Raw genomic sequence first — 25,532 nt, 5'->3', positions numbered from 1 at the left:
ACCGATCAGGCTGACCCTGCGGCGTTTTCATCCGGGGCATCCAGCGCGTCGATCTTGCGCAGCTGCGGAAAGCCTATTGCCCAGATGATAGCCACTGCCAAGGTGCCGACACCGCCGATCACGACCGCCGGCACCGCCCCGAATACGGAGGCCATCGTCCCCGCACGGAATTCGCCGAGCTCGTTCGAGGCACCGACAAAGACCATGTTGACGGCATTGACCCGGCCTCGAACATGATCCGGCGTCCACAGGGCAATCAGGGTTTCCCGCACATAGACCGAGATCATGTCTGAAGCGCCCATGATCATCAGGGCAACGATCGACAGCCAGGGCGTGCTGGACAGGCCGAAAATCAGCGTTCCCACACTGAACATCGCCACGCCGGCAAACATGTAGACGCCTGCCCGATGACGGAGCGGATAGGTAGCCAGCAGCACCGCCGTAGCGATAGCGCCGACACCCGGTGCTGCCCGCAACAGCCCAAGCCCCCAGGGTCCGAGTGTCAGGATATCGCGGGCAAAGATCGGCATCAGCGCCACGGCGCCGCCGAGCAGCACTGCGAACAAGTCGAGCGAAATTGCACCGAGTACGACCTTCTCAGACCATATGAAGCGGTATCCGGCGAGGATGGTGCTCCAGTTGGTTGCCATCCCCGTGCTCCGCTGGACGGGCTTGGCAATCATCTGGATCAGGATGGCGCCGAGAATGGAAAATACCGCGGCCACCGCATAGGCAAAGCTTGGTCCAAGACCGTAGAGCAGACCACCGGCAACAGGACCAACGATTGCAGCAGTCTGCCACGAGGACGAATTCCAGGCGACGGCATTCGACAGGTCTTTTGGCGGGACGAGATTGGGCGCCAGCGACTGTGTGGCCGGCCCAAGGAAAGCCCGTTCGATCCCCATGATGGTGAGAATGCCGAAGACCGGCAACGGTGCGAATGATCCCGTCGACGTCATCACCCACAGCGCCACGGCACAGAGCGCACCGACCAGCGTGCAGATTGCCACGATGTGGCGGCGGCTGTAGCGATCCGCGACCGAACCGGTGACCAGCGTCAGAAGCAGCGACGGCAGGAACTGCACGAGGCCGATAAGGCCCAGGTAGATGGCGCTGCCCGTCTGGTCGTACATCTGCCAGCCGACGGAGACACTGATGATCTGCGCGGCGAAGGAAACGAGAAAACGGGCAAAGAAGAAACGCGTGTAGGAAACATGGCGGAATGCGGCGAAGCGATCCGCAGACGAGATAAGCGACATGAACGGCTTTCCGTTAGCGACCGCCGTAGATCCCCCACGGCCGTTAAACATGATTCATCGTGCCGGCGGGCATACCACTTGCTCGCGCCTTCGCCAATGTCTACATGTCTGTCAATCGCGAAATGGAGACGTACATGTCCGGAATACTTCTGGCGCTCTTTCAAGTCATTGATATCGTCTTGCAGCTTTACGTCTACATCCTGATAGCCAGTGCCATCTTCTCATGGCTCTACGCCTTCAACGTGATCAATTCGAGCAACCAGTTCGTGAACTCGGTCGGCCGCTTCCTCTACAATGTCACCGAGCCGGTTCTCAATCCCCTCCGGCGCATCTTGCCGAACCTCGGCGGCATCGACATTTCGCCGATTGTCGTGTTGCTGATCATCTTCTTCATTCAGGCGGTCCTGCATAACACGGTCTACCCGGCCCTCCTTCAACTGACGATGTGAGCAGCGCCTGGCGCAAGCTTGCAGACCATGTCCGATTGTCCGTCCGGCTGACGCCGAATGGCGGCCGCGATGAGATAGACGGTATCGAGACCGGCGCCGATGGCGAGGTCCATATCAAGGTGCGCGTCAGCGATGTGCCCGAAAAGGGCAAGGCCAACAAGGCGCTGATCGCCTTGCTGGCGAAAAGGCTCGGCCTGCCGAAATCCTCCATCAGCATCATTTCCGGCGACACAGCGCGCAACAAAATCCTCCGGATCGACGGCGACCCGGAGGAAATATGCAAGGCTCTCTATGCTGTCGTAGAAGCCTGATCAGGCCTTCTTCTCGGCCGCATTGTGGCGAGCGATGGCTTCGAGGATCAATTCGCCGGCTTCCTTGGCACCCTTCCAGCCATAGATCTTCACCCACTTGCCGGGCTCCAGATCCTTGTAATGCTGGAAGAAATGCTCGATCTGCTTGATGGTGATATCAGGCAGGTCAGTGTATTCCTTGACCTTCTCGTAGCGCAGCGTCAGCTTCGGCGACGGGACGGCAATGATCTTCTCGTCCTTGCCGGAGTTGTCTTCCATCATCAGCACGCCGATAGGGCGGACGTTGATGACGCAGCCGGGAACGAGCGGCCGGGTGCTGGCGATCAGCACATCGATCGGGTCGCCGTCTTCCGACAGCGTATGCGGCACGAAGCCGTAATTGCCTGGATAGGTCATCGGCGTGTAGAGGAAACGGTCGACGACAAGCGTGCCGGCTTCCTTGTCCATTTCGTACTTGATCGGGTCGCCGCCAACCGGCACTTCGACGATGACGTTGACGTCTTCAGGTGGATTTTTACCAATGGAAATTGCGTCGATGCGCATGGGAGTCCCCTAAACTATGATAGCTGCCAGCCACTTAATCGGAAATAACCGGTAAGGCAACAGCGCTTCGAAAGCATGGCCTGCTTTGAGCCAAGGCCAAAAACCCCGACACCTACAAATGAATTGGCGGCGAAATTACGACGGCCGCCGCATTATGCCCGACCGCCGTGATCGCCAGCCGGCCTTACGGCCAGACAAAGCCGATCTTCTTCACCTGCTCGCCGCCAAAGGTCTCCAGCCCCTCGCAGAAATCGAGCCCGCCGTGGCTGCGATAGAAACGCTCGGCATTCTCGTTGTCTTCCAGGCACCAGACAACCATGCCCTTGCAGCCCAGCGACTTCAGCAGCCGCCGCGCCTCGCCGAACAGCAGACGGCCGAGGCCGATCCCCTGATATTCCGGACGGAGATAAAGCTCGTAGATCTCGCCTTCCTGCGGTAGCGCACTTGCCCGGTTGAGGCCAAGTGTCGCATAGCCTGCAACGGTGCCGGCAACATCGAGAACGAGCAGGGTCGCCGGTCCGCGCGTCGCCCGGCGCCACCAGGCTTCGCCGCGCCGCTCGATCATCTGCGACAGTGCACGGTGTGGAATGATGCCGGTGTAGGCATACTGCCAGGACAGCCGATGCGTCTCCGAAATGGCTCGGGCATCGTGCGGTTCAGCCCGCCGGACATCAATCGATAACGTTTTCATAACGCCTACTTTGGCCCGGCAACCGCAAATTAACCATCCAGCAATATTGCCGGAAACCATTTGCCCACAGGCTTTATGTGTGGACTAGCGCCAAACGTTAACTCTTTTTTAACGGATGTCACAAGAGGCCAAAAATCGAACATGCAAATAAAAAACCCCGATGCAAGCACCGGGGTTTGAGGTCTTCTGGGTGTCGAAAAGCCTTATGCGCTCTTCTTGCCGAAACGCTTGCGATCGTTCGGGTCCAGATAGGTCTTGCGCAGACGAATGGACTTCGGCGTGACTTCCATGAGTTCGTCGTCCTGGATCCAGGAGAGCGCCCGGTCGAGCGTCATGCGGATCGGCGGCGTCAGGCGGACAGCTTCGTCCTTGCCGGCAGACCGGATGTTGGTCAGCTGCTTGCCCTTCAGCACGTTGACTTCGAGGTCGTTGTCACGCGTGTGGATGCCGATGATCATGCCGGCATAGACCTTTTCACCTGGCTCGATGATCATCGGGCCGCGATCTTCAAGGTTGAACATGGCGTAGGCCACGGCTTCCCCGGACTGGTTGGACAACAGGACGCCGTTGCTGCGGCCGCCGATTTCGCCCTTGAAAGGCTGGTAGCTATGGAACAGGCGGTTCATGATCGCCGTGCCGCGCGTGTCGGTCAAAAGCTCCGACTGGTAGCCGATCAGGCCGCGGGTTGGCGCGTAGAATACCAGACGCAGACGATTGCCGCCCGACGGACGAAGCTCGACCATCTCGGCCTTGCGCTCGGACATCTTCTGGACAACGATACCGGAATGCTCTTCGTCGACGTCGATGACGACTTCTTCGATCGGCTCCAGCTTGTTGCCGTTTTCGTCGTCATGCATGACGACGCGAGGACGCGACACAGCCAGTTCGAAGCCTTCGCGGCGCATGGTTTCAATCAGAACGGCGAGCTGCAATTCGCCGCGGCCGGATACGTAGAACGAATCCTTGGCTTCCGACTCTTCGACCTTCAGCGCAACGTTGCCTTCGGCTTCCTTCATCAGGCGGTCGCGGATGACGCGCGAGGTAACCTTGTCGCCTTCGGTGCCGGCCAGCGGGCTGTCGTTGACGATGAAGGACATGGTGACGGTCGGCGGATCGATCGGCTGGGCATGCAGCGGCTCGGTAACAGCCGGATCGCAGAAAGTATCGGCAACCGTGCCCTTGGAAAGGCCGGCGATGGCGATGATGTCACCTGCGAAGGCTTCTTCGATCGGCTGGCGCTCGATGCCGCGGAACGCGAGGATCTTCGAGATACGGCCGGTTTCGATGGTCTTGCCATCGACGCCCATGACCTTGACAGGCTGGTTCGACTTGATCGAACCGGAATGGATGCGACCGGTGATGATACGGCCGAGGAACGGGTTGGCTTCGAGCAGCGTGCCGATCATGCGGAACGGGCCTTCGCCGACAGTCGGCTCTGGTACATGCTTGAGCACGAGGTCGAGCAACGGGCCGAGGCCCTGGTCCATCGGGCCTTCTGGTGCAGTGTTCATCCAGCCAGCACGGCCGGAACCGTAAAGGATCGGGAAGTCGAGCTGTTCGTCGGTAGCGTCGAGGGCAGCAAAGAGGTCGAAGACTTCGTTGACGACTTCTTCGTGACGCGCGTCCGGACGGTCGATCTTGTTGATCGCGACGATCGGGCGAAGGCCGACCTTCAGCGCCTTGCCGACCACGAACTTGGTCTGCGGCATCGGGCCTTCGGCAGCATCGACCAGCACGATAGCGCCATCTACCATCGAAAGGATACGCTCGACTTCGCCGCCAAAGTCGGCGTGGCCGGGGGTGTCGACGATGTTGATGCGAACATCTCTCCAGACGACCGAGGTCGCCTTCGCCAGGATCGTGATGCCACGTTCCTTTTCGAGTTCGTTCGAATCCATCATGCGCTCAACGGTGCGCTGGTTGTCGCGGAACGAACCGGACTGCTTCAGGAGTTCGTCGACAAGCGTCGTCTTGCCGTGGTCAACGTGCGCGATGATCGCGATATTTCGCATAGACATATGGGCTACTCGGAGGGTTTGCGGGCAGCCAATTGTGCGGCCCTTATCTTCGGTTGAGGCGCTCATAGCCTGTTTTTCGCATTTGCGAAAGGGGGGGCGCGACAAAGCAGCGTCTTCCCTGCCCCAGCGCAATCGCATGGCTGGGACAGGGTATGCTGTTCAATTGATCAACCGCCGGCACAAAGCCTTATGCGGCCAAGCCTTTTTGCGCCAGCATAGCATCCGGGCTCGGCAATTTGCCGCGGAACGCCCGGTAAGCATCTTCCGGGTCGATGGAGCCGCCGACCGAATAGATGTGAGCCTTCAGCTTCTCGGCCATCTCGGGATTGAAGGCGTCGCCGGTTTCCGTGAAGGCTGCGAAGGCGTCGGCATCGAGCACCTCGGACCACATGTAGGAATAGTAGCCGGCCGAATATCCGTACCCGGCAAAAACATGCTGGAAATGCGGGCTGGCGTGCCGCATCACCATCGATTTCGGCATGCCGAGCGTGGCCAGAATCTCCGCCTGTTCCGCCATCGGATCCTCGACCGGCCCACGCGTATGGAATGCCATGTCGACGAGCGCCGACGATGTGAACTCGACGGTATTGAATCCGGAGTTGAAAGTCCGGGCGGCCAGAACCTTGTCGAGCAGCGCCTGCGGCATCGGCTCGCCGGTCTGGTAGTGCACGGCATAGGTCTTCAGGATATCGGGCACCGTCAGCCAGTGCTCGTAGAGTTGTGACGGCAATTCGACGAAATCGCGCGATACGCCTGTGCCGGCAACCGACGGGTAGGTGACATCGGAGAGCATTCCGTGCAGCGCATGGCCGAACTCGTGGAACAGCGTGTAGGCATCCCCCATCGACAACAGCGCCGGCTTGCCCTCGGCCGGCTTGGCGAAATTGCAGACATTGTAGATGATCGGCCGCTCGCCCAAAGCGCCGTTCTTCAACGGCAGCTTGTGCTGAGACTGGAAGGCACTCATCCAGGCGCCGGAACGCTTCGACGGCCGGGCAAAATAGTCGCCGAGGAACATCGCGATGAGCTTGTTGGAACGGTCGCGGATTTCAAAGACGCGGACATCCGGATGATAGGCGGGCGCATCGTGGATCTCGACGGCATGAAGGCCGAAGAGGCGGCCGGCAACGTCGAAGCAGGCTGCGATGATCTTGTCGAGCTGCAGGTAGGGCTTCAGTTCGGCCTCGGAAAAATCAAACCGCTCCGTGCGGATCTTTTCCGAATAGAAGCGCCAGTCCCAGGGCATGACATCGTGGTTGCCGCCGCCTGCCTTGATCAAGGCGGCAATATCCGTCTCTTCTTCCCGCGCCCTGGCGACAGCCTTGGCCCAGACCGTGGTCAGCAGATGGTTCACCGCCTCGGGCGTCTTCGCCATGGTGTTGTCGAGCTTCAGTTCGGCATAATTGCCATAGCCGAGCAACTTTGCCTTTTCGAAACGCAGCGCCAGCGTCTGGCGGATGATGTCGCGATTGTCCGTCTCCCCGCCGTTGCGGCCGCGCGCCACCCAGGCCTCAAACGCCTGCTCGCGCAGGTCGCGACGCTCGGAAAAGGTCAGGAACGGCTCGATAATCGAGCGCGACAGCGTCACCGCATACTTGCCCGCATCCCCACGCTCCGTGGCAGCTGCCGCCATGGCCTCGGTGACAAACCCCGGCAGGCCGGCAAGATCGGCCGCGTCGGACAGGACCAGCGCCCAGCCCTTCTCGTCGGCCAGCACGTTCTGGCCGAAACTGGCGCCGAGGCCTGCCAGCGTCTCGTTGATTGCAGCCAGCCGCTCCTGCTCCGGTTTTGCGAGCTTTGCGCCAGAGCGCACGAAGCCTTTCCAGTGGCGCTCCAGCACGCGGCTTTCCTCGAGCGTCAGGCCGAGCGTATCTCTCATTTCCCAGAGTGCATCGATCCGGGCAAACAGCGCCGCGTTCATGCCGATCTTCGAATAGTGGCGTGACATCTTGGGCGCGATCTCGCGCTCCAGGCCCTGGATCACGTCGTTGGTATGGGCACCGGCCTTGCTCCAGAACAGCGACGAGACGCGCGACAACTCGTCGCCGACGATCTCCAAGGCGACGATGGTGTTGGCAAAAGTCGGTGGCTCCGGATTGTTGGCAATCTGGTCGATCTCGCCGTTGTGCAGTTCCATGGCAGCATCAAAGGCTGGCCCAAAGTCGGCGTCATGGACGCGGTCGAAGTGCGGCAGTCCCTCATGCCCTGTCCATTCGACGAGGGCGGGATTGACGGAGAGTTGCGATGACATGGGACATCCTTTCGGCATCAGATTGGTCACGGGCATATAAGAACCCCGGACCGGCAATGGTATGGTGATCGCAGCCTCTCAGCAAAACGGTGCGGCGGCGACATGTTGGAGAGGCATCAGGCCCTGCGCCACCCGAGCAGCCCCGGCGCGGAATGCAAGAGCGCCTGCGCAGCAAAACCCATGAACAAAACCCCGGAGCAGCGCACGATGACGCGTTCGTGGGACCGATAGAGCCGCCGCACGGCGCCGGCACCGATGATACCGATCAGAATGATATCGGCGGCCACGAACCCGGCAAAGGCAACGCCCAGCAGCAACGGAAGCTCGCTGAACTGCAAGGCACTGGCCGAACCGGCGACAAGCGCCGTGAAGGTCGCGAGCGCCACCGGATATCCCTTTGGATTGGTGGCGCCGAAGATAAGGCCGCGTCGGAAGGGGCGCTCGACTGCGATCATCGCCGCACCGTCGACCCGGGGCTTGGCGGTCACCGCGTGCCAGCCGATCCAGGCGAGATAGAGGCCACAGAACAAGCCAAGCAGATCGAATACGAGGCTGCCGATGGTCCGCGCACCGATGATTGCGGTCAGGGCCAGGGCAGACCACATGAGGTCGCCGAACAGATGGCCGCACATGAAAAGCGCCCCCGCCCTTCGCCCCTGGCCTGCACCTATTCCCAGCAGCGCCAGAAAAGCCGGACCGGGAATGAGCACGTAAAACAGTGCGGCAAGGAAAGTGCCGGCAATCAGGGAGGAGGTCATGGCACGGTTTCCGCTTGATTTGCGGCCAGCTTAACGCCGGCACTGCGGGCGTCAAGGCGCCCTTGTCGCCGGCAAAGATTCAATTGTGTTCACGCTATAGAGTGATTAAGGAAAACCAGAGAGAACCGCGATAAAGAGCCGAGAAACGCAATGAGCATCACAATAGATACGGATACGCTCGCATTTCTCGTCGCCGATTGTGCACGGCTGATGCGAATGGCTTTCGAGAAACGCATCTCGTCGGCCGGCCTCGGCATCACCGCCGGCGAGGCAAGAACCCTCGTTCAGATCGCTGCGGTCAACGGCAGCCGACAACTCGACATCGCTATACGCATGGGGCTTGAGCCGATGACGGTGAGCGCTTTCCTCGACCGTCTGCAGGCCCGCGGCCTGATCGAACGCCAGCCCGACCCCCTGGACCGCCGTGCAAAGCGGATACTCCTGTCGGATGCTGCGGAAGACATGATCCGCGCCATCAGCATCGAAATCGCGGCCGTCCAGCAGGAAGCAACGATGGGGCTGGACGAGCAGGCTTTGTGCGACGTGAGCAAGGCTCTCAAAAGCTTCCGGCTCAACCTGCAGAAAGTCGAACAACCCGCAATCGAAAACGCTCCGATCACAGATAGCTGAATTTACCCGAAAAAGGCCCGCCACCATGAGCGGTGACAGGCCTTGATCAGGCTGAGCTCGATGGCTCAGTTCGACAGGTTGCGCTTGCCGAGCGTGCGCAGGCGCAGGGCGTTGAGCTTGATGAAGCCGGCTGCATCCTTCTGGTCGTAGGCGCCCTGGTCGTCCTCGAAGGTGACCAGCTTGTCGGAATACAGCGACTTCGGGCTCTCGCGGCCGATGACCATGACATTACCCTTGTAGAGCTTCAGCGTCACTTCGCCCTCCACATGCTCCTGGCTCTTATCGATCGCCGCCTGCAGCATTTCGCGCTCCGGCGAATACCAGAAGCCGAAATAGATGAGCTCCGCATAGCGCGGCATCAGTTCATCCTTCAGATGCGCAGCCCCGCGATCGAGCGTGATCGATTCCATCGTCCGGTGGGCGGTCAGCAGGATCGTGCCGCCCGGCGTCTCGTAGACGCCGCGCGACTTCATGCCAACGAAACGGTTCTCGACGAGATCGAGACGGCCGATACCGTTGTCCCGGCCGTAGTCGTTGAGGGTGGCGAGCAAGGTCGCCGGGCTCATCCTGATGCCGTTGACGGACACCGCATCGCCACGCTCGAAGCCGACCTTGATAATGGTCGCCTTGTCGGGTGCGGATTCCGGAGAAATGGTGCGCATATGCACATATTCCGGCGCTTCCTGCGACGGGTCTTCCAGAACCTTGCCCTCGGAGGACGAGTGCAGCAGGTTGGCGTCGACCGAGAACGGCGCTTCGCCCTTCTTGTCCTTGGCAACCGGGATCTGGTGCGCTTCAGCAAAGGCCAGCAGGTCTGTCCGCGACTTGAAGTCCCAGTCGCGCCAGGGGGCGATGATCTTGATATCGGGGTTCAGCGCGTAGGCAGCGAGTTCGAAACGAACCTGGTCGTTGCCCTTGCCGGTCGCGCCGTGGGCAATCGCATCGGCGCCGGTTTTGCGGGCGATCTCGATCAGGTGCTTGGAGATCAGCGGCCGGGCAATCGACGTGCCGAGCAGGTAGACGCCTTCATAGACGGCATTGGCGCGGAACATCGAGAAGACGAAATCGCGGACGAACTCTTCGCGGACGTCCTCGATGTAGATTTCCTTGATGCCCATCATCTCGGCCTTCTTGCGGGCCGGCTCCAGCTCTTCGCCCTGGCCGAGATCGGCAGTGAAGGTGACGACTTCGGCGCCGAGTTCCGTCTGCAGCCATTTCAGGATGATTGAGGTGTCGAGACCGCCGGAATAAGCGAGAACGACTTTTTTCACGTCTTTGTGCGATACCATGATGATGAGGTCCGTTTTTATGCGCGCGGCGCCGGACGCCGCAAATCTTGATGTCGCGGCACTTTTATCGAGATTAGCGCCATGCGCAAGACAAACTGAAGCCGGCATTCAGCGCAGATGCGCAGTAATATTCATACGTTGATGCAGGATACGAATGATTGTGACCGCGCGCGCATCGGCTTTCTAAACGATGAAATGTGCACCGCTGCGAATAAGAAAGTAGCCATGCTTTATCCGAGCGGCCAGCAGTCCGAATTTTGCCCCCGTTGAAACGGCCTCGCAACAGGCGCGAATTTCAAGGACATAATCCTCCGCCTGCTGAAATCCCCAGTTTGCCTCGGTATAGTCATATATTTCATCGAGGTCGCCCGCCGCTTTAGGCGAGTAGACCAAACGCTTCATCGTTGAAGCCGGTTGGCACGTTTTCTTTCGATGAAAGCATCGAAATCAAACGGCTGCGGCTCCCCGGATTCTTCACCTTCAGCGATTGCCGCGCGAATTGCCTCCAACTCGGCTCGCTGTCGAAGAAGTTGCAGGGATGCCTCGACGACCTCTTCGGCCGAGCCGTAAAATCCGCCGTTCACCTGCTCATCGATAAATTCATCCATCTGCGGATCGAGCGTCACGGATATGACCTTCGTCACAGTCCCCTCCTGCCATTTGACTTGGTCGTTCAATCTACCATATCTGCTAGCGCCAAAACAATGTCTCAACCGGGAGCGACGACATGACGAACGCACAAGCCGTATTCGCAAAATCCAACGTCGCCGTCATAACCGGTGGCGCTTCCGGCATCGGCTTTTCCGCTGCCAAAAACTTTGCTGCGCGCGGCATGAGCGTCGTCTTGGTAGACCTCGGTGGCGACCGGTTGGCAAAGGCAAAGAAAGAGATCATCGCCCTTTCCAATGGTAGCGACGAACATGTCATGGCCATCGAGACCGATGTCAGTGACAAGGAATCGCTGGACGCCCTGGAGCGCACCGTCATCCAGCGCTTCGGCCGCGTCCATGTACTGATGAACAATGCCGGCATCGGCCCGGAGACATCGATCTTCAGCCCGCAGGCCGCCTGGGACAACATTCTCGGCGTCAACATGATGGGCGTGATCAACGGCACCAGGACATTCGGGCCGCACATGATCGGCCACGGCGAGCCGGGCATGATCATCAACACCGGCTCCAAGCAGGGCATTACCACGCCGCCGGGAAACCCTGCCTACAACGTCTCCAAGGCCGGCGTGAAGGCTTTCACCGAGGCGCTGCAGCATGAACTTCGCAACACGGAAGGTTGCCGTATCACCGCCCACCTGCTGATACCGGGCTTTGTCTACACACCTCTTACAAAGGGCGACCGCACGGAGAAGCCCGCCGCCGCCTGGACACCGGACGAGACCGTCGATTTCATGATGAAAAGTCTTGAGCGCGACGATTTCTACATCCTCTGCCCCGACAACGATGTGCCCCGTTCACTGGATGAAAAGCGAATTCTCTGGGCCGCTGGCGATATCGTCGAAAACAGGCCTCCGCTGTCGCGCTGGCACGGGGGGTACGATGACGCATTCAAGGCCTTTGTCGCCGGCAAGGGCTGATTGGCAACAGCCGCTAAACAAGGTAGGCATCCTGGAAACCTTTGATCCGAGGAGCCTGCCATGGACTTCCTGCCGAGCTTTGCGACGGCGCTCGCTTTTGTCGCCGCAAGCCTTCTTCTGGCCGCAACGCCAGGCCCGGACATGACGCTTTCGATCAGCCGCGCCCTGTCGCAGGGCAAGACGCCTGCGCTGTTTGTCGTACTTGGGACCAGCCTCGGAATCGTCGTCCACACGATGCTGGTGGCGTTTGGGATATCGGCCCTGATCACGGCCTCTCCGGTTGCCTTCACAATCCTGAAGACCGGCGGCGCGGCCTATCTCCTGTGGCTCGCTGTTCAGGCCATCCGCTTCGGCTCGAAACTCAGCGTCAATGCCGTGGAAGAGCCGAAAGTGTCACCGCTGTCGAACATGGCGAGCGGGTTTTGGGTCAACCTCCTGAACCCGAAGGTCATCATCTTCTTCATGACCTTCCTGCCGCAGTTCGTCACTGCCGGCGATCCGGCCGTCACCCAGAAGCTGCTCTTCTTCGGTTTTCTGTTCATTTCGGTCGGCATGCCGGTGAACGCCCTGGTCGTGCTCGCGTCAGACAGGCTGGCCTCGTGGCTGCAGAACAACAGGAAAGTCTTGCGCGGCATGGACTACACCTTCGCCGGCGTCTTCTCGATCTTCGCGGCGAAGATCCTGCTTACCCACGCGCGCTAAGTACGTCGCGTGGTCGGCCATCCCTGCGGGTGATATAGATCAACGCACCCGAGCGCGCCGACCGCAAAGATCGCAATTGCAATCCCGTCGAAATGGGTCGCCGTCAGTTTCGTCTGCTCGTTGCGAACGACTTCGCCCGTTGACCGTCAGTCCTCGCCGTGGTTGGCGATCATCATCGCTTCAAAGGCGAGGCGGTCGGTCTTGCGCATGCGCTCCGAATCCGATTTCAGCTGGCCGCAGGCGGCGAGAATATCGCGTCCGCGTGGCGTACGGATCGGCGAGGCATAGCCGGCCGCATTGATGAAATCGGCAAATTTCTCGATCTGCTCCCAGTCCGAACACTGGTAATTACTGCCAGGCCAGGGATTGAACGGGATAAGGTTGATCTTTGCCGGCACGCCCTTAAGCAGCTGAATGAGCCCCTTGGCATCTTCCAGGCTGTCGTTGACGTCCTTCAGCATCACATATTCGAACGTGATGCGGCGGGCGTTCGACAGGCCGGGATATTTGCGGCAGGCGTCGATCAGGTCCTTCAGCGGATACTTCTTGTTGATCGGCACCAGGATGTCGCGCAGATCGTCGCGCACAGCGTGCAGCGATATCGCCAGCATGACGCCGATTTCGTCACCGGTGCGGAAGATCTCCGGCACCACGCCCGAGGTCGAAAGCGTGATGCGACGACGCGACAGCGACAGGCCGTCACCGTCGGAGGCGATCAGCAGGGCGGTCTTCACGGCCTCGAAATTATAGAGCGGCTCGCCCATGCCCATCATCACCATGTTCGAGACCTTGCGGCCTTCGGCAGGCATGGCGGTACCCACAGGCGTATCGCGATCGGGGAAGTCGCCGAGCCGGTCGCGTGCCAGCAGCAGCTGCGAGAGGATTTCCTCGGCCGTCAGGTTGCGGACCAGCCGCTGGGTGCCGGTGTGGCAGAAGGAACAGGTGAGGGTGCAGCCGACCTGGCTGGAGACGCACAGCGTCCCGCGGCCTTCCTCCGGGATATAGACGGTTTCGATCTCGACCGGTCGTCCTGCACCGCGTGCCGGAAAACGCATCAGCCATTTGCGGGTGCCGTCGTTGGAGACCTGCTCCTCGACGATCTCCGGGCGGGCGATGGTAAAATGCTGCTTCAGCATTTCGCGCATGTCCTTGGCAACGTTGACCATGGCGTCGAAATCAGACACCCCGCGCACATACAGCCAGTTCCACAACTGGCTGACGCGCATCTTGATCTGCTTTTCGGGAACGCCCTTGTCGCGCAGTGCCTGCCCCATCTCCTCGCGCGTCAGGCCGATCAAAGACGGCTTCGGCAGAGCTTCGCCACCGCGCACGACGGGCGCCGAAGCGGGCTTGGCAATGGTCATGGCATCTATCACGGACATGGGATCATCCAAAAGGTTGATGCCTGCCGTGCTTCGAGGAAGCTGCAGGCGCGATCTAGGGTATTGAAATTGAATTCGGTGACGGAAGGGGCGACAGCATCGCAGGCACATCCGCAGTTCGCGGCGGCAATAGCACTAATTTCGTCGCCCGTCATCCCCCTGAAAATGCCAGAGGCCGGCGCAAGGCCAGCCTCCATGATCTTGCACCCGCGCTTTTCACACACGAAAAGCGAAACCCGGCTCAGCCTACTTGCAGCTCTCGATCTGCTTCAGCGAGGCGGAAATGCCAGCCAGCGAGTAGGTGTAGGATGTCCCCGTACCCTTCTTCGACGTCGCGGTGACGGTCAGGGAGTGGCCGGTCTTCATGGCCGAGACCAAAGCCGGCTCCTGTGCGGCGTTCTCGACCCATGCAGCCTTGTCCTTGGTAAACATCACGAACGTCTTGTTGTCGATGGTGACGTTGACCTTGGAGTTTTCCTTCAGCACATAGCCCATCATCGCCTGGGGCTCGTAGGAGATGTTCTGGCCGGGGCGCTGGGTGACGATGAAGAAGTTGTCGCCGTGGTCGATGCCCGTTGCCGGCAGCTTTGCCGTCGGCACCGACAGGACGTAGCACACCTTGCCGGTTCCCGACTGGTAGGAATAGGCACCCCAGGCATCGAACTGCTTGATGCGGGTCGGCGCTGCAGATTGCGTCTGGGCGGCAGCCGCAGGCGCGGCCTTTGGCTTGGTTTTCTGAGCGGATGCGATGCCGGCGGTGGCCAGAACGAGCGTGAGGGCGATTGCGGAGCTTTTTACAAACATGATTTCCTGCCGGTTTCTTGCGATCCAGAGCCCGACGTGAATTTCGTCGGGAGATGCGTATTCACGAGGCGCCTTATTTTGGCGTAATTTCGGTTACCAAACCGTCAATGGGATGGTCGATTGCCTCTTAACTGTGCCGATTCAGTCAAGCGATGATCGATGGATTGTCGAAACTTCTGAAGATAGATGGACCTGATTGGCGAGATCGCCAGCCTTTATAGCGATTTAAGACAGAAAGATTCAGGCAAGAGTTTGACGTTTATAAAATCCGCTGTACCTCATAAACCATTCGGACGACGGTTGCGAGTTGCAAGAGCTGGGGGGCAGGTGGAGGGGAAATGGATGCGAAGGAAAAACAGCGCTTTGCTGTCCTCGCCAGGGCCGTTGCCGAGCGCCGTGACCAGACGGCGTTTTCTCATCTGTACGACTACTTCGCGCCAAGGCTGAAGTCCTGGCTTTTGCGGCAGCGCATGGCCGATGGAGAGGCAGAGGAGCTTGTCCAGGAGGTGATGATCGTCCTCTGGCACAAGGCTGGGCTATACGACCCGGCGCGCTCTTCGCTGTCGACCTGGATTTTCCGTATTGCCCGCAATCGCCGCATCGATATGCAGCGTCGATCAAAAATTCGTGTGCTCGACGATAATGATCCGGGATTGCAGCCAATCGGCGAATTGGCGGCCGACGTCGTCATGGAATACGAAGACCGCGATGCACAGGTGCGCGCTGCAATGGCCGAGTTGCCGCACGAACAGCAGGAACTTCTGCGCGCCGCATTCTTCCTCGGACAATCGCACTCGGAGATCGCTGCCATCACCGGCCTGCCGCTCGGGACTGTCAAGTCGCGCATCAGGCTGGCTTTCGGCAAGCTTAAGAAACGGCTTGAGGCAGTCTAGGTCGCCGTCTGCCTGCGCTCACCTGCTAGGCCGGCTTGCCGGCATCCAGTTCATCCGCCAGCGCCCGGTCGGCGGCATCGTAGTGACTTTCGTTGATATGCCCGCTGACCATGCGAAACGCTGCCGTCAGCACCGCTATATCATCCGTGTAGCCCACGACTGCCATGAAATCCGGAATGATATCGAAGGGCATCACGAAATAGGCAAGCGCTGCCAGCAAGATGCCTCGCACGCGCGCAGGCGTTTGCGGATCGAGAGCGCAGTAAAAGGCAGCCACCATGTCGCGCGCAAACGGGACGTAGCGGATTGCCTTGCGAAGCGCCGGCCAGAATTTGCGGCGCACGGTCTTCTCCCGGCTTTGACGGGTATCGTCATCGCCAGGAAGAAGAATTTCGCCGAACTTGATATCTTGCATTGCTAGAAAATCCTGTGGGACCCTTGAGGCACACATATGGAAGCGGCCGCTCGAGCAATCAACCGATACGGCCGGCCGCAGCCTTGTCCATCGCTTTCGCCATGCGAAAATCCTGCTCCGTCAATCCGCCGGCATCATGGGTGGTCAGCGTCACCTCGACCTTCGAGTAGACGTTGAACCATTCGGGATGATGATCGAACTTTTCCGCCGCAAGCGCGCTTTCCGTCATGAAACCGAAGGCTTCGCGAAAGTTGGCAAATTTGAAGCTTCTGGTGATCGATTTCGCGTCCCCCGCAAGCGTCCAGCCTTCTAGGCCGGTCATCTTTTCTTCTATGGCCGTCGCTTCAAGTTTGTCGTATTTCATGTCGGTGGCCCTCGTTTGAACAGTCGAAAGTTCGTATGCATTGCTTCAAGATCCTCTTCGTCTGCATGGGCAACATCTGTCGCTCGCCGCTCGCCGAAGGAATTTTCAAACATATGGCAATAAACGCCGGACGCGCCGCAGAGTTCGATATCGACTCGGCCGGCACGGGCGGATGGCATCAGGGCAACCCGCCCGATCCGCGCTCGATCGCTGTTGCCGCTGCGCACGGCATCGATATCGCGGCCCAGCGCGCACGCCGCATCGCAGCTGCCGACTTCGATCATTTCGACCTGATCCTGGCGCTTGATCGTGACAATTTAAGGGTTCTCGAAAAGATGGCGAGTGGCGCAAACGCGGCCAAGCTGCATCTCTTCAATCGGTATGCGCTGGAAACCGGCGAAGACATCCCGGATCCCTACTACGGCGGCCGGGATGATTTTGACCGTGCCTACAGCATGCTCTTGACCGGCTGCAAGGCCTTGCTGGAAACCGCCGGGAAAGTTCGCACCTCGTGAAGCGGAAAAATCTCTTCCGTCAGATACGGACCGCCGCCCACCGATTCCCGAGACGATAGCAGCACAAAGCGTGACGCCGTGAACAGCGATGTCTGGAAATTGCCGCGGCCGGAGAGATAGTGCGCGACATCGTCCAGACGCGACGATTTCAACCGGGCCAGCGTAACGTGCGGCATGAATTTCCGGGGATCCGCCGACAGGCCGACCCGCTGGCAGATCCGCTCGATCTCGCCCTGCAGGGCATACATTTCGGGGTTGGGCGTGACCCCGGCCCAGACGGAATGCGGTTTCTTGGAGCCGAAGGCACCGATGCCATCTAGCTTGATCTGGAATTCGGGCCTTTCGATCCGGTCCAGGCGCTCGACGATTTCATCGGCGGTCCGGCCGTCGACGTCCCCGATAAAGCGCAAGGTGATGTGGTAGTTCTCTACGTCAATCCACCGGGCGCCCGGTAGACCACCGCGCAACAACGACAGGCTCATCGCCGCGTTACGGGGAATTTCGAGGGCGGTAAACAGTCTCGGCATGGCGAGATCCCCGAATCTTTTGCAGATACATGCAGCGAATCACGCAATCAAATGCGGCGCAAGTGTCTATTTCTGCACCGCAGCGATCGTCCCAATGAAACTTGTCACCTGTGGCATAATCCGCTGTACCATGACATCGACCCCTTCAGGATTGGGATGCATGCCATCCTGCAGTTGCAACTTTGCCTGAGCGGCAACGCCGTCAAGGAAGAATGGGTACAACGGCAACTGGTACTTGTCGGCCAGCCGCTTGTAGATCGGGTTGAAACGGGCGGCGTAATCCCCACCCATATTCGGCGGCGCTAGCATGCCTGCCAGAAGAACGGGAATTTTGCGTTCCTTCAGCTTGGCGATGATCGCATCGAGGTTCTTCTCGCTCTCCTCCGGTGCAATGCCACGCAGCGCATCGTTGGCGCCGAGTTCGAGAATGACGCCATCGGTACCGTCTGGCACCGACCAGTCTGTCCGCGCCAACCCGCCGGAGGTCGTGTCGCCGGACACACCGGCATCGGAAACCGCGACATCGAGCCCCTTGGCTTTCAACGCGGCCTCGAGCTTTGCCGGAAAACCGTCGCCCGGTGGCAGCATGTAACCGGCCATCAGGCTGTCGCCGAGACCGACCAGCTGGATGGTTCTTGCGGCCGCCGGACCGCAGAGGCCGAACACAAGGGCAGCGGCAATGACGACGAATTGAAACCCGGCAACTTTAAAACGCATGATCGATTCCCTAGATTGCCTGCATTGGGCGCGCAGCAGCGGCCCGTCTTCGCTTATATAGGGCAGTTCTCATTGGCTAAAACAATCATCGAGCTGAAGAAGGCGGATTTGACGCTGGGCAACGCCGCCGCGTCGGTGCATGTGCTGAAAGGCATCGACCTGACCATTTTCGAAGGCGAATCCGTCGGCATCGTCGGTCCTTCCGGATCAGGCAAATCGACGCTGCTGATGGTTCTGGCCGGGCTGGAGAGCCTCGACAGCGGCGAAATCATCATTCGCGACACCCCGCTGCATGCGCTCAGCGAAGACAAGGTCGCCGATTTTCGCGGCCGCAACATCGGCATTGTCTTTCAGTCCTTCCACCTGATCGCCAACATGACGGCGCTGGAAAATGTCGCGGTGCCGCTGGAACTGGCCAATGTGCGGGATGCCTTCGACATCGCCCGCCGGGAGCTCCAGTCCGTCGGGCTGGGCGAACGTCTCACCCATTATCCCGGCCAGCTCTCGGGCGGCGAACAGCAGCGGGTGGCGATTGCCCGCGCGCTTGCCCCCTCGCCGGCCCTGATCATCGCCGACGAACCGACCGGCAACCTCGACACCGATACCGGCCGGCAGATCGCCGACTTGTTGTTTGCAAAGAAGGCCGAGCGCGGCACGACCCTGTTGCTGGTCACCCACGACAACGCGCTGGCGGCCCGCTGCTCGCGCCAGATCCGCGTCCGCTCCGGCGCAATCGACAGCGACAACACGAAGACGTCCGACCAGCAGGCGATTTTCGCATGACGCTCGGCGGCGCCCGCCTTTCACTCGCCTTCCGTCTGGCGCTGCGCGAACTGCGTGGCGGCTTGCGCGGGTTTTATATCTTCCTCGCCTGTATCGCGCTCGGCACCGGCGCCATCGCCGCCGTCAATTCCGTTTCGCGCTCGATCACCGATGCTATCGCAACGCAGGGCCAGACGCTGCTGGCCGGCGACGTGCGCTTCGAAATCAACAATCGCGAGGCAACGCCAGAAGAGATGTCCTATCTCAAAGGCCTCGGCACGCTTTCTGCGTCGACCGGTGTGCGATCGATGGCGCGCCTGCCGGATGGTACCGACCAGTCACTGGTCGAGGTCAAGGCCGTCGATCAGGCCTATCCGCTTTATGGCAAATTCGAAGCTGATCCGGATCAGCCGCTTTCGACGCTTCTGGCGGAAAAGGACGGCACCTATGGCGCGCTGGTAGCGCCCCTGCTGCTCGATCGCCTCAACCTGAAAATCGGCAGCGAACTGCTGCTGGGCAGCGCCAAGCTGCGAATTTCAGGCACGATCAAGAACGAACCCGACGCGATTTCCGAGGGCTTCGCCTTTGCGCCGAGATTGCTCACCAGCGCCGATGCCCTGACAGCCTCCGGCCTGGTGCAGAACGGCAGCCTCGTCGAGCATGGCTACAAGATCCGCATGGCAGACCCTGCCAATGGACTGAAAGGCATTGCAGACCGTGCCAACAAGGCCTTTCCGCAAGCCGGCTGGTCGATCCGCACCAGCGACAAGGCAGCACCGTCGCTGGCCGACAACATCACCCGCTTCTCGCAATTCCTCACCCTCGTCGGCCTGACGGCGCTGATCGTCGGCGGCGTCGGGGTGGCCAATGCCGTGCGCGCCTTTCTCGACAGCAAGCGCACGACCATCGCAACCTTCAAATGCCTCGGCGCTCCCGCCTCCGTCGTGGTGATGATCTATCTGATCCAGATCGCCCTGATCGCGCTCGCCGGCATTCTTGTCGGCCTTGTGATCGGCGCGATAGCCCCGATTTTCGCGTCTCAGTTCATGGCGCAGTTCCTGCCGGTCTCGACAGCGCCGACCCTCTACCCGGGTGCGCTGACGCTGGCCGCGCTGTTCGGCCTCCTGACCACGCTCGCCTTCGCGATCCTGCCGCTCGGCCACGCCCGCGAAGTGCCGGCGACGGCGCTGTTCCGCGAGCAGGGCTTCGAGACCCGCAAGCTGCCGTCCTGGCCCTATCTCCTCGGCGCAGCGCTATTGCTCGCAGCCCTCTCCGCGCTTGCCGTCTTTACCGCCTATGACCGCTTTATCGCCATCGTCTTCATCGTGGCCATCGCGGTGGCCTTCGCAGTCCTGCGGCTGGTCGCCTGGGGCCTGGCATGGCTCGCAAAGCGCAGTCCGCGCGTCAATTCGCCGGCACTGCGGCTTGCTATCGGCAACATCCACCGGCCGGGCGCGCTGACCGCATCCGTCGTGTTGTCTCTCGGCCTCGGCCTGGCACTGCTGGTGACCTTGACGCTGATCGACAGCAACATGCGGCGCGAACTGACCGGCCACATGGCAGACAGGGCGCCGAACTTCTTCTTCGTCGATATCCAGGGCAGCGAACTCGATGGCTTCAAGACGCTGGTCTCAGCGCAGGCGCCAAAGGGCAAACTGACCGAGGTGCCGATGCTGCGCGGCCGCATCACCGCCTTCAACGGCGAGGACGTTACCAAGCGGCAGGTCCCGCCGGCCGGCCAATGGGTGCTGCGCGGCGACCGAGGCATCACCTATGCCGAAACGCCGCCGGAAAATGCCGCCATCACCGAAGGCAAGTGGTGGGACAGGGGATATACCGGCGAACCGCTGGTGTCGTTCTCGCAGGAGGAAGGCAAGGCGCTGGGCTTGAAGCTCGGAGACAGCGTCACCGTCAATGTGCTCGGGCGCAACATGACGGCCAAGATCGCCAACTTCCGCAAGGTGGAATGGCAATCGCTGTCGATCAATTTCGTCATGATCTTCACCCCGAACACCTTCAAGGGCGCGCCACACGCCTGGCTGGCGACGCTGACAGACCCGTCCGCGACGGCCGAGCAGGAGGCGACGATCCTGCGAACCGTGACCAATGCCTATCCGACTATCACCAGCGTCCGCGTCAAGGATGCGCTCGACATGATCAACTCCCTCGTGGCCCAGCTGGCGACAGCCATCCGTGCCGCCGCCTCGATCGCGCTGATCGCCTCGGTGCTGGTGCTGGCCGGTGCGCTTGCCGCCGGCAACAGGGCCCGCACCCACGATGCCGTGGTGCTGAAGACGCTGGGGGCGACCCGCGCCATGCTGATCCGCGCCTTCACCTACGAATACCTCATCCTCGGCGTGGCAACGGCGATCTTTGCGCTCGCTGCCGGCTCGGTCGCGGCGTGGTACATCGTCAGCCGGATCATGCATTTGCCGTCAAGCTTCCTGCCGGACGTCGCCTTTTCGACAATTGTCATCGCTCTGGTGCTGACGGTCGGCATCGGCCTCATCGGCACGTGGCGCATTCTAGGCCAGAAAGCAGCACCCGTGCTGCGCGAACTCTAGGGTCCGCCATTAACCCAGGCGGCCAAAAGCCCCGAGGTTACATCGATTTAACCCGATTGCAGATCGTTGGCTCTTGTACGCGCGCCTCGAAAGCCTCATATTCTCGTCAGGCATGCTGGAGCTCCGCAGCGGCGCCCGGGACTGAAGTGCCCGACACCGTCATCCACTCGGAGCTTGAAAGAGGAAAACATGGCTGACTTTCGTAATTTCCCCAACCGGGCAACCGGCGCGCAATCGGGCGCAGTGATCGACGAGGGCCTTCGCAGCTACATGCTGAAGGTCTATAACCTGATGGCACTGGGTCTGGTGCTGACGGGCGTCGCCGCCTACGCCCTGATCGCACTCACCACGACCACTGATCCGACACAGGCAGCGGCCAATTTCCACGGCGTCATGCTGACCAGCGCCGGCGTTGCCGTCTACGGCTCGCCGCTGAAGTGGGTCATCATGCTGGCGCCCCTGGCTGCCGTGTTCTTCCTGAGCTTCCGCATCAACAACATGAGCGTGTCCGCTGCTCGGACGACATTCATGGTCTATGCGGGCCTGGTCGGATTGTCGCTGTCGTCGATCTTCCTGGTCTATACGACTGGTAGCGTCGTCCAGACGTTCTTCATCACGGCTGCCGCCTTCGGTGCGCTTTCGCTCTACGGCTACACGACTAAGCGCAGCCTGTCGGCGATGGGTTCGTTCCTGATGATGGGCCTGTTCGGCATCATCATCGCCTCGGTCGTCAACATCTTCATGCAGTCCTCGGCCCTGCAGTTTGCCATCTCGGCAATCGGCGTCCTGGTCTTCGCCGGCCTCACGGCCTACGATACCCAGCGGATCAAGGAACTGTACTTCGAAGCAGACGACGACGTCGTTGCCGGCCGCAAGGCCATCATGGGCGCCCTGACCCTGTACCTCGACTTCATCAACCTGTTCATGTTCCTGCTGCAGTTCATGGGCAACCGGAAGTAAGGCTCAGGCGCCAGGCTCCGAGAAGTCTTTTGAGACGAGAAATCGACCATACGGGGGCATCGCTGCCCCCGTTTCTGTATTGTTTTTCAGTTCGATGACCGCTGAGATAGATCTTGCCAGCGGTCGTCACGCGGTGATGGTCATCACCAGCCAGTCTCGATCGGTGATCTCTGCCAGCATTGCCTGCGCATCGGCAAGGGCATGGCTCTCCTTTAAAAGTGACCACGCAGCCAGGGTCTGGTCGTCGGCGTGTGGCGGGATGCCTCTAGCCAAGTGATCGAGGCGTTTCTTCAGCGCCTGTCCGATGCGTCCCGGCGTCCAGCCACCGGTGTCGCGGTAGCCGCCTTGATCGAGCTTCACGGCCGGCGCAGCGTAGCTTTCCAGCATCGCTTCAACCGGATTTCCCCTGAGAAGGAAGCTGATGTCCTCCGACGACCAACCCAGCAGGGGCAGCTGCGTCTCCAGCAGGTGATGGTTGGCATCGTTGCTGGCGCTAAGGCCGGGAATGGGAACGAAGGCACCGGCCAGTGTAGCTAGGGCAGCGAGCCCCGGGCTTATGAACTGTGGCTGCATCCACGACGAAACAACTCCCTCTTGATGGAGGCGGAACGCCGATCGCAGATCTTCGCGCTCTGCCAGCGAGCCATACGCGCCCAGCGCCAAGGTCGAAAGCTCTCGGTAGTCGCGCCGGCTCCACGCGGCCAGCAAAGTTGAAACCTTCTGGTCGAATTCGGCCGTAGCCGGGCAACGAAAGGCGTGATGAAGGATTGCCATGCGGGACTCCCATTGGGAAGCCGCCAGGCAAGGTTGCCCAGCGGCGAAACACTTTTACCGGAAGAACTCAAATCTACCGGGAAACCTTCAGCGCACGCAATTTTGCTGCGAGCCGTTGATGACCGTTACGCCGAAATTATTGGCATTGAAGGCGAGATTATGAAAGCCCAAGGCCGCGACCCTGGAGGCTGTATTATTTGAGGGAGGAGGCTGTGGCACCATGTTTACCATTTCGCCCTTGCCGATGTTCCAATGGCCTGGCGGCACATTGTCGAAAACAATTCTCCATGGAAAAGGCAGAGGATTGTTCGGACCGCCGATGGCAACGCTCACATCGCCGACGATATCCTGGGCATTTTGCAGCGGGTGAGCAACGGTATTGGCAAGATGGACTTTAACAAAGCATTCATATCGGGGCAAAAGTTGCTGCGCCTCCACGTCGCTAGCGGCGTAAAAAAACGACAGGTTCGGGTTGACGCCGCTGACACCGAAGCTCGCCAGGCTCCAGTCCACGGTGCCATTCGCGGCGGCATGTACCGTATGATAGACGTCATAGGCCTGGGCATGGTTCGCGAGACCGATGGTGGTGAAAGAGGCAAGCATCGCTGCCAACAGGCTGTGACGCAGTTTGTCGATTTTCATTGGACTTTCCTTTTCACAATAAGGGAGTGGTCGCTCGTCGCACCATGCGCAGAGCGTTGCCGGAAATGCAGAAGCGGTGACGGGTCACCGCAATGTTTGGGGGGCTAGGCAGAGCGTGCTTGGGACGCTCCGAAGTCTGTCAAAGAAGGCCGTTGCCATCTCAGGATCTGCGGCAGGTTGCCCGCAGAGGTCCAGCACGGCAGCAACAGGGCCGCCGTGCCGAAGATCAGGCTGTGGTGATCAGGTTGTTCAGGCCGAGCGTGGCCGTCCGCGATGTCAGCGCGCCGCCGTACGTCACCTCGACCGCCGAGCTGATGTCCTCGATGTCCATGACGTCGCCCGTCGTGTAGTTGCCGAAGATCACCCAGTAGTTTGGATGCGGCGTGAAGACGGCCGTCATGTTCGGAGCCGCCTGGACGGCGTGGGTCCCGGATCCCGCCATGCCGATGCCGACTGACGTGTAGTTGGGCTGGACGTTGGACAGCTGCTGGATCGTCAGGGAGCCGATTGCACCCGTACCGGCGGGATTGGCAAAGGTGGTGGCCCCGAAACCGTCTTGCGTCAGCTGCACGACGTTCTGCCCGTTCGGATCTGCTGCGACATTCTGTGTTGCGGCAAAGTTGATGCCCGGCTGCAGCAGGCCAGTCTCCGACCAGACGAAGCTGTAGTCGAGACCCCAGGTAAAGGTGACTTTGCTGGACACGGCCGTTGGCCGGGCGAACCAGGCCAGCGAAAAGATGTTACCGGGAATGGTCATCGGTGGTGGCTTCTGGAAGACCGCAAAGCTGCCGGACATCTGCGAGTTATTGATGCATGTCAGAGAGTAAGTCGTCATTGTCGTCGCCTTTCGTTTCGGGAAGATCCCCTGTGATCAAGAGGCCGGCACCGCCCAGGGGAGGATGCGGTGCCGGCCCGCCTCGCCGCTCAAGTCGTGCGGAGCATGGAGACGGCGAGGATGCCCGGCTCGGTGGCGGAAGCCGGGCAATCGGAAATTGCAGCTAGCCGAGCTGGACGATCTCGTCGGTCACTCCGACAGAGATCTCTGCGGTTGCGAGCAGGCCGCTGCTCGATGTCCCCGGCTGGAACGTCACCTGCCTCGGCTGGCTGACATCGGAGACAGGCGGTGGCGGCAGCTGAAAGGCAGTACCGAACGACACCGTTGCAACGAGAGACATGTCAGGCGTCAGGGTGAGTACTGCTTGGCCCATCGCTGGCCGAACCAGAATCGATCCTGGACCCACCACCAGGCCGAGCTTTGTGCCAGGCGGGACCTGGGCGGTGAACGACACCTGAATGCTGTCTGCTGGGCCGCCGGCTGCGGGGGTGATCGTGAAAGCGCCGGCCGCCCAGTCGACGACCACGGTGTCGCCCAGCGCAACTGCGGTGCTAGGCTCGGTGACGCGGCTAGCTCCGGCCGTGACGGCAAACAACGACAGCGCACCGTTACCGCCTTGCCATGTCATCGTTGTGGATTGCCCTTTGCTCGTCGCATCGGAGACCAGAGCGACAAGGGTCTGGGCTTTGGCGTCCAGATTTGTCAGTATCGGTGGATAGACGTTGAAATAATTCTGCCCCGGAAGGCTGGAGTCGTTGGTGGCCTTCAGCTCGAAGGTGGTGCCGGCGCCCGCTTGTGCATCGATCGACATTGTATCGTTTCCTGTCGCTATTCGTTTGAGAACAATTGAATTGCTTCGGCTTTCTCTTTTGTTGCTGTGGATACTAGC

29 protein-coding genes are annotated in these 25,532 nt (G+C 60.4%); 10 read left to right on the top strand and 19 right to left on the bottom strand.

Annotated elements, in window-relative coordinates; all coding sequences use genetic code 11:
• Positions 1-5: 5 nt before the first annotated feature.
• Complete coding sequence (locus EQW76_RS12445; RefSeq protein WP_142824693.1) at positions 6-1,259, bottom strand: MFS transporter; 1,254 nt, start codon at positions 1,257-1,259, stop codon at positions 6-8.
• Positions 1,260-1,363: 104 nt separating this feature from the next.
• Here EQW76_RS12445 and EQW76_RS12440 point away from each other — a divergent pair, with 104 nt between their 5' ends.
• Positions 1,364-1,708 (top strand): YggT family protein, encoded by a 345-nt coding sequence (locus EQW76_RS12440; protein ID WP_142824692.1) that lies wholly within the window; start codon positions 1,364-1,366, stop codon positions 1,706-1,708.
• The gene (locus EQW76_RS12435) at positions 1,705-2,019 is read left to right on the top strand and encodes a DUF167 domain-containing protein (RefSeq protein ID WP_142824691.1); all 315 of its coding nucleotides are present in this window, start codon (positions 1,705-1,707) and stop codon (positions 2,017-2,019) included. The genes EQW76_RS12440 and EQW76_RS12435 overlap by 4 nt, the downstream gene beginning before the upstream one ends.
• On the opposite strand, the gene ppa is transcribed toward EQW76_RS12435, so the two are convergent.
• The 5 genes from ppa to EQW76_RS12410 all read right to left on the bottom strand — a co-directional run bounded on the left by ppa (position 2,020) and on the right by EQW76_RS12410 (position 8,280).
• Complete coding sequence (gene ppa, locus EQW76_RS12430) at positions 2,020-2,562, bottom strand: inorganic diphosphatase (protein WP_142824690.1); 543 nt, start codon at positions 2,560-2,562, stop codon at positions 2,020-2,022. It abuts the gene before it with no gap.
• Positions 2,563-2,746: 184 nt separating this feature from the next.
• Positions 2,747-3,253 carry a GNAT family N-acetyltransferase gene (locus tag EQW76_RS12425; RefSeq protein WP_142824689.1) on the bottom strand — a complete coding sequence of 169 codons (507 nt, stop codon included), beginning with the start codon at positions 3,251-3,253 and terminating at the stop codon, positions 2,747-2,749.
• A gap of 203 nt (positions 3,254-3,456) precedes the next feature.
• Entirely contained in the window at positions 3,457-5,271 is a 1,815-nt protein-coding gene (gene typA, locus EQW76_RS12420; RefSeq protein ID WP_142824688.1) for a translational GTPase TypA, read from the bottom strand.
• Between the two features lie 187 nt (positions 5,272-5,458).
• Entirely contained in the window at positions 5,459-7,522 is a 2,064-nt protein-coding gene (locus tag EQW76_RS12415; protein WP_142824687.1) for a M3 family metallopeptidase, read from the bottom strand.
• 116 nt (positions 7,523-7,638) lie between these two features.
• Positions 7,639-8,280 carry a LysE family translocator gene (locus tag EQW76_RS12410; protein WP_142824686.1) on the bottom strand — a complete coding sequence of 214 codons (642 nt, stop codon included), beginning with the start codon at positions 8,278-8,280 and terminating at the stop codon, positions 7,639-7,641.
• 150 nt (positions 8,281-8,430) lie between these two features.
• On the opposite strand from EQW76_RS12410, the gene EQW76_RS12405 reads away from it, so the two are divergent.
• A complete protein-coding gene (locus EQW76_RS12405) occupies positions 8,431-8,910 on the top strand; it encodes a MarR family winged helix-turn-helix transcriptional regulator (RefSeq protein ID WP_111219706.1) in 480 nt (159 codons plus the stop codon).
• Positions 8,911-8,975: 65 nt separating this feature from the next.
• Here the strand turns inward: EQW76_RS12405 and EQW76_RS12400 are convergent, their stop codons facing one another.
• The 3 genes from EQW76_RS12400 to EQW76_RS12390 all read right to left on the bottom strand — a co-directional run bounded on the left by EQW76_RS12400 (position 8,976) and on the right by EQW76_RS12390 (position 10,843).
• Positions 8,976-10,199 (bottom strand): argininosuccinate synthase, encoded by a 1,224-nt coding sequence (locus tag EQW76_RS12400; RefSeq protein WP_142824685.1) that lies wholly within the window; start codon positions 10,197-10,199, stop codon positions 8,976-8,978.
• Between the two features lie 183 nt (positions 10,200-10,382).
• Positions 10,383-10,601 (bottom strand): type II toxin-antitoxin system RelE/ParE family toxin, encoded by a 219-nt coding sequence (locus EQW76_RS12395; protein WP_142824684.1) that lies wholly within the window; start codon positions 10,599-10,601, stop codon positions 10,383-10,385.
• Positions 10,598-10,843, bottom strand: coding sequence for a type II toxin-antitoxin system ParD family antitoxin (locus EQW76_RS12390; RefSeq protein ID WP_142824861.1), 246 nt, complete (start codon positions 10,841-10,843; stop codon positions 10,598-10,600). The genes EQW76_RS12395 and EQW76_RS12390 overlap by 4 nt, the downstream gene beginning before the upstream one ends.
• An 83-nt stretch (positions 10,844-10,926) precedes the next feature.
• Between EQW76_RS12390 and EQW76_RS12385 the strand changes: the two genes are divergently transcribed.
• A complete protein-coding gene (locus EQW76_RS12385; protein WP_142824683.1) occupies positions 10,927-11,787 on the top strand; it encodes an SDR family NAD(P)-dependent oxidoreductase in 861 nt (286 codons plus the stop codon).
• Between the two features lie 60 nt (positions 11,788-11,847).
• On the top strand, positions 11,848-12,489 hold the full coding sequence (locus tag EQW76_RS12380; RefSeq protein WP_142824682.1) for a LysE family translocator: 642 nt from the start codon (positions 11,848-11,850) through the stop codon (positions 12,487-12,489).
• 146 nt (positions 12,490-12,635) lie between these two features.
• On the opposite strand, the gene rlmN is transcribed toward EQW76_RS12380, so the two are convergent.
• Positions 12,636-13,871 carry a 23S rRNA (adenine(2503)-C(2))-methyltransferase RlmN gene (rlmN, locus tag EQW76_RS12375; RefSeq protein WP_142824681.1) on the bottom strand — a complete coding sequence of 412 codons (1,236 nt, stop codon included), beginning with the start codon at positions 13,869-13,871 and terminating at the stop codon, positions 12,636-12,638.
• A 246-nt stretch (positions 13,872-14,117) separates the two neighbouring features.
• Positions 14,118-14,675 carry an invasion associated locus B family protein gene (locus tag EQW76_RS12370; protein ID WP_142824680.1) on the bottom strand — a complete coding sequence of 186 codons (558 nt, stop codon included), beginning with the start codon at positions 14,673-14,675 and terminating at the stop codon, positions 14,118-14,120.
• A gap of 338 nt (positions 14,676-15,013) precedes the next feature.
• Between EQW76_RS12370 and EQW76_RS12365 the strand changes: the two genes are divergently transcribed.
• Positions 15,014-15,568: a sigma-70 family RNA polymerase sigma factor gene (locus tag EQW76_RS12365; protein WP_142824679.1), complete on the top strand. Its 555-nt coding sequence runs from the start codon at positions 15,014-15,016 to the stop codon at positions 15,566-15,568.
• Positions 15,569-15,593: 25 nt separating this feature from the next.
• On the opposite strand, the gene EQW76_RS12360 is transcribed toward EQW76_RS12365, so the two are convergent.
• Both EQW76_RS12360 and EQW76_RS12355 read right to left on the bottom strand, forming a co-directional pair.
• The gene (locus EQW76_RS12360) at positions 15,594-15,983 is read right to left on the bottom strand and encodes a YkvA family protein (protein ID WP_142824678.1); all 390 of its coding nucleotides are present in this window, start codon (positions 15,981-15,983) and stop codon (positions 15,594-15,596) included.
• A gap of 58 nt (positions 15,984-16,041) precedes the next feature.
• Positions 16,042-16,347, bottom strand: a complete 306-nt coding sequence (locus EQW76_RS12355; RefSeq protein WP_142824677.1) for a 4a-hydroxytetrahydrobiopterin dehydratase — start codon at positions 16,345-16,347, stop codon at positions 16,042-16,044.
• A gap of 35 nt (positions 16,348-16,382) precedes the next feature.
• Here EQW76_RS12355 and EQW76_RS12350 point away from each other — a divergent pair, with 35 nt between their 5' ends.
• On the top strand, positions 16,383-16,862 hold the full coding sequence (locus EQW76_RS12350) for a low molecular weight protein-tyrosine-phosphatase (protein WP_142824676.1): 480 nt from the start codon (positions 16,383-16,385) through the stop codon (positions 16,860-16,862).
• Here EQW76_RS12350 and thpR read toward each other — a convergent pair.
• Both thpR and EQW76_RS12340 read right to left on the bottom strand, forming a co-directional pair.
• On the bottom strand, positions 16,796-17,389 hold the full coding sequence (thpR, locus tag EQW76_RS12345) for an RNA 2',3'-cyclic phosphodiesterase (RefSeq protein WP_142824675.1): 594 nt from the start codon (positions 17,387-17,389) through the stop codon (positions 16,796-16,798). The two genes, EQW76_RS12350 and thpR, sit on opposite strands and share 67 nt — an antisense overlap.
• A 66-nt stretch (positions 17,390-17,455) precedes the next feature.
• Positions 17,456-18,106, bottom strand: a complete 651-nt coding sequence (locus tag EQW76_RS12340; protein ID WP_111219682.1) for an arylesterase — start codon at positions 18,104-18,106, stop codon at positions 17,456-17,458.
• A 72-nt stretch (positions 18,107-18,178) separates the two neighbouring features.
• Here EQW76_RS12340 and EQW76_RS12335 point away from each other — a divergent pair, with 72 nt between their 5' ends.
• The 3 genes from EQW76_RS12335 (at position 18,179) to EQW76_RS12325 (ending at position 22,392) form a co-directional block, all read left to right on the top strand.
• Positions 18,179-18,889, top strand: a complete 711-nt coding sequence (locus EQW76_RS12335) for an ABC transporter ATP-binding protein (protein WP_142824674.1) — start codon at positions 18,179-18,181, stop codon at positions 18,887-18,889.
• Complete coding sequence (locus EQW76_RS12330; RefSeq protein ID WP_142824673.1) at positions 18,886-21,432, top strand: ABC transporter permease; 2,547 nt, start codon at positions 18,886-18,888, stop codon at positions 21,430-21,432. The genes EQW76_RS12335 and EQW76_RS12330 overlap by 4 nt, the downstream gene beginning before the upstream one ends.
• Positions 21,433-21,621: 189 nt before the next feature.
• Positions 21,622-22,392, top strand: coding sequence for a Bax inhibitor-1/YccA family protein (locus EQW76_RS12325; protein WP_142824672.1), 771 nt, complete (start codon positions 21,622-21,624; stop codon positions 22,390-22,392).
• Between the two features lie 126 nt (positions 22,393-22,518).
• On the opposite strand, the gene EQW76_RS12320 is transcribed toward EQW76_RS12325, so the two are convergent.
• The 4 genes from EQW76_RS12320 to EQW76_RS12305 form a co-directional block, all read right to left on the bottom strand.
• On the bottom strand, positions 22,519-23,166 hold the full coding sequence (locus tag EQW76_RS12320) for a hypothetical protein (RefSeq protein WP_142824671.1): 648 nt from the start codon (positions 23,164-23,166) through the stop codon (positions 22,519-22,521).
• 87 nt (positions 23,167-23,253) lie between these two features.
• Entirely contained in the window at positions 23,254-23,808 is a 555-nt protein-coding gene (locus EQW76_RS12315) for a hypothetical protein (protein ID WP_142824670.1), read from the bottom strand.
• Positions 23,809-24,034: 226 nt separating this feature from the next.
• A complete protein-coding gene (locus tag EQW76_RS12310) occupies positions 24,035-24,643 on the bottom strand; it encodes a hypothetical protein (protein WP_142824669.1) in 609 nt (202 codons plus the stop codon).
• Positions 24,644-24,806: 163 nt separating this feature from the next.
• Positions 24,807-25,454, bottom strand: coding sequence for a hypothetical protein (locus EQW76_RS12305; RefSeq protein WP_142824668.1), 648 nt, complete (start codon positions 25,452-25,454; stop codon positions 24,807-24,809).
• Between the last annotated feature and the right edge of the window lie 78 nt (positions 25,455-25,532).

Source organism: Rhizobium sp. rho-13.1, assembly GCF_007000305.1.
GTDB lineage: Bacteria > Pseudomonadota > Alphaproteobacteria > Rhizobiales > Rhizobiaceae > Rhizobium > Rhizobium rhododendri.
Note: the sequence above shows the minus strand (reverse complement) of the source record. Positions and strands in the feature narration are given on the sequence as shown.